Below are 12,551 nucleotides of genomic sequence, written 5' to 3'. Positions count from 1 at the left end.
TAATCTGCTCATGTTCTCCAATCGCTTTTTCGATTTCCTGAAACATCCTTGTGCTGATGGCATTCACCGCAGTACCAAGGGCATTTACCGTCTGTCTGGTGTTAAAATCAAACACCTTCTGGAAATCCTCATGCTCGAAGTAGTTGTCGGGACTTTCCACGAACCGGCAATACATCGTATAGGATACGCTGTTTGCCACCGCATTTTTGAAAGCTACTTCGATGTTGAGTTCATCATACTCCTCAAGGAAGCTGTTGGCAACGATGTCGAGGAACTGCTTTTTGTAATCGTCCCAATACTCAGCCGCCAGTGCGGATGCAATATCTTCAAGCTGTGCTTCCAGTACCCCGTCAGCGGCAACACCGAAGGTACGCTCCATCGCTTCCATGACATAGGAGCGGTTTTCAGGCGTCACCTCCCACGGTTTCAGTTCCGGGGAAGAACGGCGAACGCCGGTATCCGCCACATCAAACACATAGCGCAGATACGGTTTATCCCTGTTCATCACAAACAGAGCAATGCCGGTAGAGCCACGCTTTACATATCTGCGGTAATTTTCAGCGTTCCAGTCCTCATAGGGCTTGCAAAAGGTCGCATTGGGGCGCTGAGCATAAATCATCACCTGTTCCGGATAGGTGAACTCATAGTTGCGGGACATCGTTCTCAAAAACGAAGTCCAGTTATCTGTGTTCGAGGTGATTTTCCCAATCGTTTCTTTTGCTAATCCGGAATAAAATCGCTCTTTTGCGTTCATTGTATCCCTCCAATCCTATCAATCCGGATAAAGGTTCAGCTTCTCAAAGGCGGCATCGTCCATGGCTGAAACTTTACGGAGAACCGAGTCTGCCAAAGCAAAAAGCTCTGACTCGTCCTCCGAAAGCTGTTCCTTCATCAGTGTCAGTGCTTCACACAGCCCTGACCTTGTGCCAGGGCTGTAAAGCATCATCATGTTCCGCTCATCCTGTGTGAAATCCATCATTCAATCTCCCTTTCCGGGTGGCTCTTGGGCGGCTTATGGGAAACATCCGGCACGGGCTTTTCCTTTAACTGCTCCAACACCGAAGGACGTTCCTCTAATCCGGACGCTTTTCCGTTATTGATGATACCGTCAATCATCCCATAATCATCTTCCATTGCCATCTCTGCGTTTTTCAGGTAGTTTTCGGACTTCATAAAGTTTTCCAGCTTCTGAAACCCAACAGAATCTACATAGTGAAAGGATACCTCACCGACTACCTTTAAGGCTACGATGTCGCTGACCGACATACTGTGACCACGGAAATCATCCGGGTGGTCAATATTGAACTTTACATACAAATCTTCCAGCTGCCGATTCACATCCTCGGACATAGAAATGGAGCCATGATAGACCACCTCGTAACGGTCAATCTCAGGCTCCATTTCTTTCTTCTGAAGGTAGCTGTAATTTGCAAACATGAGCGGGATATTATCGTCTACATCTTCCCGCAGCTGAAGAATCGCATAGGAATCCGTGGGGCTTTCCAGAAAAGCAACCATTCTGTCATCCGGGGTGGTATTTCCGTGAACATCATCCCATTTTTCGTTTTTCATATCCGTGTCCTCCTTATCGTTCAGGCTCTTTGCGTTTGGGAGAGGGACTGGCAGGCGCAGCTTTTTCTGCGGCCTGTGCCAGTTTTTCCATGACCGACTCACGCTTCGGAGAGTCGAGCTTATCCAGCTGACTTTTCAGCACTTTGGCAACCTCAACCGCAGTTTCCTCACGGGCTTCTTCAATGGCTGTATTCAGGAACTCACGATACGGAGCCGTATTACCAGCGGCAAGATCTGCCTTGATTTCTTGGATATGCGCCTGCACATCATCGACCTGATCCATATATTCATAGGGGTCGAAGTTCTCTGCAAAACGGTCGAGCTTAAAAGCAAGCTCAGCGATAGGGTCATTGACCACCACCGCCTGTCTGCCGACTTCAAAAGCCTGCTCCATGACATCCTCATAGAACATTGCCCGCAGTTCCCGGCGCTCCAGCCCGAAGGATTCCAGAATATCCCGGCGGACTTCGAGCATGGACAGTTCAGGGTTATCAACCTGACCGCCATCAATCTCGTTGTAGTTTTCATCCAACAGGGTGTAGTCGTAACCATCTTCGCAGGTCTGCACCGCAAGGATTCTATCCTTTCCGACCTTCCATGCGGCTTCATCGCCCATAATCTCAGGCTCCGGCATATAGCTTGCGCCGTTGCGCTCCATAATTTCTGCAAACTGGCAGATATGAAACACATTGTATCCGATCTGCGTATGATACTCGTCAATGAAGGTGCAGGGCTTCACAACCATTTCATCCGGGTAGTGAATCTGCACACAGCTGCCATCGGGGATATGAAACAAATCCTTATAATGGCTGTCGATAAATCGGATTTCCTTACCATCCGGGTTGTACTCATTTGTCATTTGCGCTTTCCTCCATTTTCAAATTCCATACTGAACTTCGTTTTGCCATCATCTGATACCTCCATAAAGACGGTGGCATCAAAGGTGTTGCCCGTTCTTTCGGACTTGCAATTCTTGAGCTTTACCTTGCCGGAACCAAGCAATTTCTGCGCCGTGGCAGAAGTCATGCTCTTGCCGATGCTCGCAAAGTAGCGATTGTTTTTCCAGAGGGCAAATTTGCAAGCTCTGTTGGAACAGAAAAATGCCTTGGCTTTGTCCTCTACAGCACTGCCGCAGAGCGGGCATTTGCCGATAGAATTGGCTTCTTTCGACATCATAACCTCGGAATCACGGATTACTTCATAGTTCTGAATCAGACCGGCAATCACATCTTTGATCTCGTCCATAAAGTCCTCGCTGGCATATTCGCCTTTCTCAATGAGCAACAATTTTTCTTCCCAATCCGCCGTCATGGATGGGGACTGAATCTGTTCCGGCATGACTGTTACCAGAGCCGTACCCTTGTGGGTCGGAATCAGGTGTTTGGTTTTCTTATCACCCTTACGCTCCAGAAAACCGATGCGAACCAGCTTCTCAATGATACCGGCACGGGTCGCAGGCGTTCCCAAACCTTTGCGCTCCACCTCATCAGGCATTTCGTCCGCACCGGCAGTTTCCATAGCAGAAAGCAGAGTATCCTCGGTAAAGTGTTTAGGGGGAGATGTTTTCCCTTCCTTGATTTCCGTGCCGCTGACGGTCATTTCGTCACCAACGGAAACAGAAGGGAGTGTCTGCACGTTTTCGTCGGATTTTGTCGAATCATTTTTCTGAACCAGAGCTTTCCATCCATCCTGCACAACAGTTTTGCCTTTGGTGGAAAACACGGTACCGCCACAGTCCAGCTCAATAACTGTCTCTGCGTATCGGTGCGGATCGCCAACAGCTACGCACAACCGATTCGAGATCAGTTGCAAAATTGCAAGTTCACCCTTGGGAAGTTCGCTCAGATTGCATTTCTGCAATTCTCTGGTCGGAATGATGGCATGGTGATCTGTGACCTTTTTGTTATTCACAACCTGCTCTGCATGAACTGGTATGTTATCCACATCCTCCACGGGGAATGTGTGGAAAGCCAGCTTTACGAGGTCGGTCAGGCTATGTGCCATATCTTCCGTCAGAAACCTGCTGTCGGTACGGGGATAAGTGACCAGTTTCTTTTCATAGAGGTTCTGCGTGTAGTCCAAGGTCTGCTGTGCCGTGTAGCCAAGCACACGGTTGGCTTCTCTCTGTAAACTGGTCAGGTCATAGAGCGCAGGCGGCTTTTCTGTTTTCTCCTTACATTCAGCTTTCTGAACGATTGCCACCGAACAGCTTTGTTTGACAGCTTCGGCTGCTGCCTTGGTTTTGAAGCGTTCGCTTGCAGCCGTAAAACCATCCAATCCAATCTGAACTGTGTAGAACAGTTCAGGCTTGAATGCGGAAATGGCAGCTTCTCGCATAACAGCCATAGCAAGGGTAGGGGTCATAACACGACCAACATTCAGGGTCTGCCCGTAAAGGGTCGAAAAAAGTCGAGTAGCGTTAATACCAACAATCCAGTCGGCTCGTTCTCGACACAGTGCTGCTTCATACAAAGCATCATATTCCGTTCCAGACCTGAGATTTTCAAAGCCCTCCTTGATTGCTACATCTTCCATCGAGGAAATCCAAAGCCGCTCAAACGGCTTTCTGCACCCGGCTTTGTGGTACACCAACCGAAAGATCAGCTCGCCCTCACGACCGGCATCTGTTGCACACACAAGACTCGCAACATCTTCTCTGGCCATGAGCTTTTTCAGAATCCCAAACTGTTTTTTCGTACCGGCAGAAACCTCATACTGCCAGTCCATCGGGAAGATAGGAAGGTCTGCATAAGCCCATTTGCTGTACTTCGCATCATAGACTTCCGGCTGTGCCAGCTCCACCAAATGCCCTACACACCAGCTGACCACATATCCGTTTCCCTCTAAGTAGCCATCCTCACGCTTGGCAGCACCTAACACTTTGGCAATACTCTGTGCAACCGAAGGCTTTTCAGCCAAAACTAATTTCATTTGCATCTGCTCCTTTCACAAAAAAATAAGCAGCCACACACCGTAGTGCATGACTGCTATGTAAAAAGTTCGGAAAGGATTTTTGCAACCTGATACAATTTTCTGTTCTACAATCTCCGTCATAATAAAAATATCTCCATCATTTCAAAAGAGAATGACGGAGATATTTCACCTTGCTTATTCTTGTAGCAACCAATCGGCTATATCGTGAATTTCGATTCCTTCATAGCTATATTGGGGATGTTTGGTTCTGGCAATAATCATTTTCGGATAAGCGTCTCGAATCTGAAGCAGAGGAGAGCATTCTCTCTCAAATGTTTCCTGCCCGGAAATGTTGTCGCTGACCTGAATATAAATCTTTTCGCTACCTCTCTGAGCAACAAAGTCGATTTCCTTTTGATAGAGCTTGCCGACATAGACATCATATCCACGGCGAAGAAGCTCGATACAAACAACGTTTTCATATACTCTGCCATAGTCTATATTTCTGCTTCCCAGTATTGCATATCGAATACCGCTGTCACACAAATAGAACTTTTCAGAGCTTTCAAGGTATTTCTTACCTCGGATGTCATATCTCTTAATATCATAAAATACAAAAGCATTGCACAAATACTTAATGTACTTGCCGACGGTTACATGATTGGTTGGAGTCTCATTTGCTGTCAGTAGCTGACTGACCTTATTCGGAGAAGTCAGGTTGCTGATATTATCCATAAGGAACTCGCTCAGACGTTGTAAAACCAAAGTGTCCGGGAGAGTATATTTCTGTACCAAATCCCTTGTAACAATCGTTTCGTAGACCTCTTTGATATAGTTTGTTCTGTCTTTTTCGGTTCTATAAGCATAGGAACCTGCTAAACCGCCCTTGATAGCGTACTCATCAAAGAGCTTATCTTTGTCACTAATATCATCATAATACTGGCAATATTCCTGGAAGCTGAAAGGAAACACATGAATTTCAATATAGCGTCCGGTAAACAGAGTTGCCAGATCTGCACTCAACAGGAAAGCATTAGAGCCTGTTACATAGATGTCGTATTTTCCCTTAGAGTACAGGCTATTGATTGCCAACTCAAACTTGGGACACATCTGAACCTCGTCTACAAACAGGTAGTTCGTTTTTCCTTCCTGATAATGTTCTTCCACATAGGCGTGTAAGGCATGGTATTCCTTGATTTCTTCATACGCCAAATCCATGAAGTCGATGAAGATAATATTGATGTTTTCAAAATTGCTTTTCAGATACGCAATATACGCCTGCATCAATTTGGACTTACCAGATCGACGAATGCCCGTGATGATCTTGATGTCAGGAGTACCATTCAGTTCAATGATTCTATCGAGATATTTTGCTCTCGTGATTGTTTTCATATAGTCACCCGCTTTCAAAAATTGAAATTTTTTCATTTCTCGAAACCGCTTCGCTGTACTTATTATACTGTCTGCTAATAGTATATGCAAGATGTCACTTTCAAAAACGCAAATTTTTTTATTTTTTGAAAGCGGAAACTATGTAAAGGCAACCCGAAGGCTGCCCCAGGCATCAAGCCTATCCTGTTTACACAGGTTCATTATCATCTTCATCGACGGAGCTATCTTCATCGTCGTCCTCAAACTCCGGATCGTACCCATAGTCCTCGTCATCGTCCACATAATCAGCATCTGGGTCAGGCTTTGCCGCTTCCTGTGCCTTCTTCTTTTCCTGGACTTTCTTAAATACGAAGAATCCACCACCACAGGCAAGCACAATCAGAGTAAGAATCGCCGGGAGCATATTTGTGGATTTCGGCTTTTCCTCCGGTGTCGGTTCTGTAATTTCAGGAACTGTTTCAACTACTTCCGGCTTTGTTTCCTCAACCGGCTTGGTGAACTCTGCAACTTCTTCCTCGTCCATCAGCTTGAGCAGGTCGGCTTCATCCACCTGATTCAGAAAATGCACGGTTTCCTCGCCCTTATCATCACGGTCAATGATGATATAGAAGTAGTTTCCGTTTTTGGTTACAGCGGTAATGAACTGCTTTCCGCTTTTCGTAGGCGAGCCAGCGTCATCAACCAAAGTCAGATTGCCGTCGGGAGTAAGCGGTAGCATCGGCTCCTCCGGCTCTGTTTCGGGAACTTTTTCTTCGACCGCAGGTTCTTCAGTCGCTACGCTTTCATCTACATAGGCAAATGCCGTTGTAGAAAACACGCCAAAACACATTGCACACGCCAGCAATGCGGCTCCAATTTTCTTAAATCTCATTCTGCGTTTCCTCCTCATTCATAGTATTGATCGTATCAGGCTTCGGAGCCATATCCGCAGCAAACATACGGAGCAGCTCGGAAAGCTGTTCGGGATTCAGGTTCGCAGCATGAACCATCTCATGGATTTCGGAATTTTCCTCCTCACGGTATCTGCGTTCCAGGTCTTTCACCTTAGCATCCCATTCTGCCCGTTTCTTACGGGCTTTTTCAAGGTCTGCACCTATTCTGTCTAACTTGGCACTCAATCGCCATCCCTCCTTTAGTTTCTGATTCTGCCGAAGCAGTAAAAATGCTGTTGCCAGTAATTCGATTCGATAGAAGCGTAGGAAATGGGGTTTCCGCAGTGGATCATCATACCATTGCCAACATAGATACCAACGTGTGATGCACCGGAGGTATCATAAGTGCCTTGGAAGAAAATCAAATCTCCCGGTTTGGCAGAGCTTTTCGGGATAATGTCGCATACGCCCATCAAACCGTTTGCGGTCAAACGACCAACACTCCAACCGTTTCCGCAGTGATTGATTACATAGGAAACAAATCCGGAGCAGTCAAAGGAGGTAGACGGGCTGCTGCCGCCCCACACATACGGGTATCCCAGATATTTTTCAGCTTCCCGAATCATATTGGCAAATCTTGTGTCTGTCAGCGCTTCGCCCGGAATATCATAATCGGTGTACTCGCCGCCAGGGGTGGCGTAAATGTCATTTCCGAAAATATCCGGTCTGTTGCCCCTTGTCTGAAGCAAAATTCTATATCGCTCCATATCATCTTCCGACAAGCCGGAATTTGAAATCACACTGTTCAAGCCCTTATTTCTGAGCTTCACATTCAGAATATAATATTCGTAATCTTCTTCCTCTGTTGTTGTCTCTCCCGTTTCGGGATCAGTAGAAGATGTTGTTCGTGTACGAATCTCTACTACTTCCGTCAGGGTCAGCTCATATTGTTGCTCAAATAGCCATTGCAGGGTAGCCTGCACCTCATCTCTGGTGTAATCCTCAAACTTCACCGTCAAATACGCCGCCAGCTCATAAGGATTGTGGTTGATTTCATCAAGGTCATACCGGTACTCGTCATATCCGCTATGAGTACGCTCGATATTATTGATTTTATTGCGGAGCGCAGCTTCCAAAGCCTTGTAATCATTGTCCGCACCAATAATATCTTCCTCTTTTGCAGTAAAAGAAGTTCCCAGAATGATCTGTGTGCCGCCTTGGAACATAGCCGAACAAGACGAGAACATCCCTGAGAGTATCATAAAAAGCAGTCCGGCAATCAAAACAAACAGAATCGTTTTAGAGTGTGTGGTGCAGAACTCCGTTACTCTTTCTGTGATGTTCTTGGCTCCCTGAGCTGCTTTGCCCGTTGCCTTGCCTGCACCCTTAGATGCAGAAGCCGTTGTCGAAGCGGTATTCTTACCGGCTTTGGCGGCAGCATATTCTTTCTTGATTGCCCTTTTCTGTTGCCAACGGGAAAAGGGATTGGAACCGGCATCGGGGTTGTCCTTTTTGAACTTCTCATACAGGGCATTTACATTTGCTTTATCTGACTTCTCAACCAGCTTTTCCGCCTTGTCGTAGGCTTTCAGCTTGTGACTGTAAACGGCATGATCGACGGTATAGACAGTGGATTCAACAGCCTTGGTCGTTTCCTGCACAGCCTGAACGCCGATATTATCATCCTCATATTCTGACACCGCCCGATGTGCTTTGGATGTGAGCGTGACTGCGGCACCACGGCTTGCCATGTGCTTTGCCACAGATGGGCGCTCGATTTCCGTAAACTCCGCTTTTTCAAAACGGAGCTTTGCTTTACGGGAACCGGCTGCATCTGTTTCCAGCTTTAGCTTCGGCTTTGCCTTTTTAGAAGCCAATTTGTCTGCCGCTTTTTCAGCCCTATCAACCGCCTTATCTGCACGGTCGGCAGCTTTCTTCACATGAGAATCTGCAAGGTCATCTTCGGTAAAACGGAGTCGTGTAGGTCTTTTCGCCATACATTACGCCTCCTTTTCCTGTGCCACCTCGTTTAACTTCGTGGTCATAATGCGATACAGTTCCAGATCTGTCGGGAATCGGTCAATGAACGGCAGAATCACATTGCCATAGAACAGAAGTCCTTCGCCCTCACCGGAGTTGGTTACATAGGACAGCTGATGCGGCGAAATGTTCAACCGCTGTGCCAGAATACTTCGGTCATCGCTTGCCTGATTCAGCATATAGATGAAATCAGAGTTTTCGAGGATGTTGGCAATCTCCGGGGAACGAAGCAGGTCTTTGACATTCTGAGTAATACCGGTCGGCAAGCCGCCCCATTTACGGAATCGCTTCCAGATTTCTACGGAATAGGTTGCCGTCTGTTCTTCCTTCAGAAGCAGATGGAACTCGTCAATATAATATCTGGTCGATTTACCGGCAGAACGGTTGGCAGTTACACGCCCCCAGACCTGATCCTGAACGATCAGCATACCGATTTTTTTCAGCTGATTGCCCAGCTCCTTAATGTCGAAGCACACCAGACGATTCTGAATATCCACATTGGTTCTGTTGTTAAACAGTTTCAGAGAACCCTTAACATAGATTTCCAAGGCGGTCGCTACATGGTGGGCTTCCTTTTCGTCCTGTTTCAGAAGGGCATCATACAAATCCTCAAGGATCGGCATATTCTCAGGGGCAGGATTGTCGAAATATCTCTGGTAAATCTGATGCACACAACGGTCGATAACCGTCTTTTCGATAGGCTGCAAGCCATCCTTACTGCCCATAATCAACTCACAGAGGGACAGGATAAAATCAGCTTTCAGTGCTACCGGGTTGTCATCCTCAGAGTAGTTCAGGTTGATGTCCATAGGGTTGATATAGTTGGTACTGGAGGAGCTGATTTTTACCACCTGACCATTGAACTTGTGAACCAGAGCCGCATATTCCGCTTCGGGGTCGCAGATGATAATATCGTCATCCGTAACCAGGAACGCATTGGTGATTTCACGCTTTGCGGAAAAGGATTTACCGGAACCGGGAGTACCCAGAATCAGTCCGTTGGGGTTCTTGAGCTTCTTTCTGTCCACCATGATAAGGTTGTTCGACAGAGCATTCAGCCCGTAATAGAGCGTTTCTCCACCATTCTGGAACAGCTCCTGCGTGGTGAAAGGCACAAAAATAGCCGTGGAACTGGTAGTCAGGCCACGACGAATCTCAATCAGGTTTTGTGCCAAAGGCAGGCTGCTCATCAGTCCGGATTCCTGCTGAAAATCCAAACGACGCAGATTGCAGTTATGCTTCTGGGCGATGCTCTGTGCCTGGAACACATTGTTCTCCAGTTCCTGCTCGGTGCGCCCGGTGTTCAGCACCAGAAATGTCACCATGAACATTCGCTCATTCTGGCTCTGCAATTCTTTCAGAAGTGACTTCGCATCTTTACCATAGGTAGCAAGGTCAGATGGGATAATGTCCATGTCATAGCCAGAACGCACAGCCTTTTTCTGTTCCTCGATTTTGGAACGGTCAAGCTCGGTGATGATTCTCTTGATGGTCTTAATCGCCGCAGTCTGGTCAACCGACTGGATGTGCATGGTCACGATCTGCGTGGATTCCATATCCAGAAAATCCGCCAGCATACGATCAGACAGGTCTGATGCCGTAATTGCCAGATAAGACATCGAACCGAAGATACTGCCCATCTGGAAGGTGCGGTTGGTCTTAAAGGCAAACGCCGTCGGAGCAATGAAGTCCTTTACGGACAGCCCGGATTCCACAAGATACTTCCAATCGAAGAAGAACTTATCATTATCACCCATGTGGAACATAGAGTGCATCAGATGCAGCCGCTCTTTGCCGTTCATGGTAGTGGCAATGACACCCAAACGCCGAAAGTTATTGAGCAGATCGTTTTCGATATGGTTGAGTCTCGGCTTTGCCTGCCGCATGGATTCGGCTTCAATGCCGAATGTCAGGTACTTGGTTTTGGTCAAGCCGTTGTTGCCCTGCGCCAACTGCTTTTTCAGCATCTGGCTATACTCGGCACGGACGGGATTGAAGCTGTCCTTCTTGAACGGGATACGGATACTCTTTTCAAAGCTTTCAGCATCGGTACTCAGGTTCATAAAGGAAAGCTCAAAGTGAATGGAGCTGTCAAAGAAATTCAGGAAACTGCACCACTCATCGAAGATGGCAGTCTTATCTTCCTGCTGTGCCAGCTGATAGTTGATGTCCTGAAACTGAATGGTCTTGGTGTAATAACTGTCAGTGACACGGCAGATGCCATCCGGGAACATTCTCTGAAAGGGAATGGACTGCTGTGCAGTCTGCGGAATACCGTTGTCCTTCTTTGCCCGTTCCACAACAGCTTTAATTTCTCGCTGCTGCTTCCGATTCAGATTTGCAGGCATTTTGATGTTTCTTGCCTGTGGCTTCTTTTTGAAAAACAATTCGTTCAACCTCCTTTTCCAGTTTGTACTGACGCATCAAAGCGTCATAATAGTTGTCCGTCTGATAAGGGCGAACCTTGGGACGAACGAATTTGGTCTGAATGAAGTGTTCTACAACCACTTCCAACGGCTGACTATCCTTTTCATACATTGCCAGAAAGAACAACGGTAACATGACGATCATCATGGACAGTGCTGCAAGGCTCACATTTCCGGTTGCTTTGACCAGAAAGAAAATCGGCACTCCGATGAGCGCCGCCGCACCAAAGCAAAGTAACTGCCGTTTCGTCAGATTGAAGAACACTTTTGTTTTTACCCTCGTCAGGTCACGAGGTACGGGAATATACGCTGCCAAACAATTTCCTCCTTCCCTTAGTGAGCGCTGAATACACCCTTCGCAAGCGAACCAGTCTTAAACAGGGTGAAGCACAAAAGGACGGTGTAGCCCATAACACCCCAGATAGAACCGATGATGTCATCACTGAATGCGATAGACTGAATCAGCACCGCATAAATGCCCACGCAGATCATAATCAGGAATCCCTGGAATCCGATTGCAAACAGCGAACGCAGATAATTCTGTCCGATATTGCTCTGTTCTCTGTTTCCAAAAGTGGAAAGCGGAATCGGGGCAAGGCTGACCATCAGATAAATTTCAATCATTCGACCGTAGACGATCACAAAGATGATGATTGCCAAAGCGGACATCGTGACCTGCACGATAAAGGATTGCAGGAACAAGCCGAGCAAAGGACCCAAATCCATTGCCATCAGCGTTTCTTCCATTGTTTCCAATGCCGAAGCATCTATGGCAGTATTTCCGGATATGATACCGGCGCTTGCGTTTATAACGTGCTGTGTCACATCAAACACAGCCATCGTGATATTGAATGTGTTTGTGATTAACATGACCGCAACAAAAGTCTTGAACACCCATTTGAAGAAGATCCAGGTTTCAAAATTTGCCAGATTGTTGTGGTCAATAATCATCTGAATTAGCTCATAACAGGCAATGAAGGTCAGAATCAAGCCTGCGATTGGGATAATCACTGACTCGGAGATGTTTCGTACCATGGCAAAGACACCCGGCGAAAAATTCGCCGGGGTCATGCCAACGGAGGTTGCTATCTCGCCAACCTGGTTGTTGACGGACTCAAACATCCCCGACAGATTTCCCATAATAGCTGAAACGAGCATTTCTTTCAGCCAGTCTGTGATCTGTTGGAGTATGCTGTCCAAAGGCGATTACCTCCTTGTTTTGTGATTAACCGAACAGTCCGGAGAGCAGAGGTACAAGGGTGGTGCCGATGAGGGCAACACCGCCGCCAGCCATGAGCTGTTTTATCCCCAATTAGGTGTAAAACTCTGCTCGATG

The 12,551-nt window shown here is 47.0% G+C and carries 12 protein-coding genes and 1 pseudogene; 1 reads left to right on the top strand and 12 read right to left on the bottom strand.

Annotated features, from left to right (window positions below):
• Positions 1 to 130 precede the first annotated feature (130 nt).
• Complete coding sequence (locus DWY84_RS17710) at positions 131 to 724, top strand: hypothetical protein (protein WP_021386789.1); 594 nt, start codon at positions 131 to 133, stop codon at positions 722 to 724.
• A gap of 48 nt (positions 725 to 772) precedes the next feature.
• Here the strand turns inward: DWY84_RS17710 and DWY84_RS06065 are convergent, their stop codons facing one another.
• The 12 genes and pseudogenes from DWY84_RS06065 to DWY84_RS06010 form a co-directional block, all read right to left on the bottom strand.
• Entirely contained in the window at positions 773 to 979 is a 207-nt protein-coding gene (locus DWY84_RS06065) for a transposon-transfer assisting family protein (protein ID WP_002578948.1), read from the bottom strand.
• Entirely contained in the window at positions 976 to 1,572 is a 597-nt protein-coding gene (locus tag DWY84_RS06060; RefSeq protein ID WP_002304389.1) for a YodL domain-containing protein, read from the bottom strand. Before DWY84_RS06060 ends, DWY84_RS06065 begins: the two co-directional genes overlap by 4 nt.
• A 13-nt stretch (positions 1,573 to 1,585) precedes the next feature.
• On the bottom strand, positions 1,586 to 2,431 hold the full coding sequence (locus DWY84_RS06055) for an LPD16 domain-containing protein (RefSeq protein ID WP_002304387.1): 846 nt from the start codon (positions 2,429 to 2,431) through the stop codon (positions 1,586 to 1,588).
• A complete protein-coding gene (locus DWY84_RS06050; protein WP_002578949.1) occupies positions 2,428 to 4,503 on the bottom strand; it encodes a DNA topoisomerase 3 in 2,076 nt (691 codons plus the stop codon). The genes DWY84_RS06055 and DWY84_RS06050 overlap by 4 nt, the downstream gene beginning before the upstream one ends.
• A gap of 177 nt (positions 4,504 to 4,680) precedes the next feature.
• Entirely contained in the window at positions 4,681 to 5,913 is a 1,233-nt protein-coding gene (locus tag DWY84_RS06045; RefSeq protein ID WP_117458726.1) for an ATP-binding protein, read from the bottom strand.
• Positions 5,914 to 6,064: 151 nt separating this feature from the next.
• A complete protein-coding gene (locus DWY84_RS06040) occupies positions 6,065 to 6,748 on the bottom strand; it encodes a DUF4366 domain-containing protein (protein WP_002578950.1) in 684 nt (227 codons plus the stop codon).
• Entirely contained in the window at positions 6,738 to 6,995 is a 258-nt protein-coding gene (locus DWY84_RS06035) for a DUF4315 family protein (protein WP_002304378.1), read from the bottom strand. Before DWY84_RS06035 ends, DWY84_RS06040 begins: the two co-directional genes overlap by 11 nt.
• Before the next feature lie 14 nt (positions 6,996 to 7,009).
• Positions 7,010 to 8,746 carry a C40 family peptidase gene (locus tag DWY84_RS06030; RefSeq protein WP_002304377.1) on the bottom strand — a complete coding sequence of 579 codons (1,737 nt, stop codon included), beginning with the start codon at positions 8,744 to 8,746 and terminating at the stop codon, positions 7,010 to 7,012.
• Positions 8,747 to 8,749: 3 nt separating this feature from the next.
• Positions 8,750 to 11,137 (bottom strand): VirB4-like conjugal transfer ATPase, CD1110 family, encoded by a 2,388-nt coding sequence (locus DWY84_RS06025; protein WP_002588967.1) that lies wholly within the window; start codon positions 11,135 to 11,137, stop codon positions 8,750 to 8,752.
• Entirely contained in the window at positions 11,097 to 11,531 is a 435-nt protein-coding gene (locus tag DWY84_RS06020) for a PrgI family protein (RefSeq protein ID WP_002304375.1), read from the bottom strand. Before DWY84_RS06020 ends, DWY84_RS06025 begins: the two co-directional genes overlap by 41 nt.
• Before the next feature lie 17 nt (positions 11,532 to 11,548).
• Positions 11,549 to 12,415 (bottom strand): VirB6/TrbL-like conjugal transfer protein, CD1112 family, encoded by an 867-nt coding sequence (locus DWY84_RS06015; protein WP_002304374.1) that lies wholly within the window; start codon positions 12,413 to 12,415, stop codon positions 11,549 to 11,551.
• A 25-nt stretch (positions 12,416 to 12,440) separates the two neighbouring features.
• Positions 12,441 to 12,524 (bottom strand): annotated as a pseudogene (locus tag DWY84_RS06010) (Maff2 family protein); the annotation flags it as partial.
• Between the last annotated feature and the right edge of the window lie 27 nt (positions 12,525 to 12,551).

Source organism: Clostridium sp. AF27-2AA (assembly GCF_003478505.1).
Lineage (GTDB): Bacteria > Bacillota > Clostridia > Lachnospirales > Lachnospiraceae > Brotaphodocola.
This window is presented reverse-complemented; position numbering and strand designations above follow the sequence as displayed.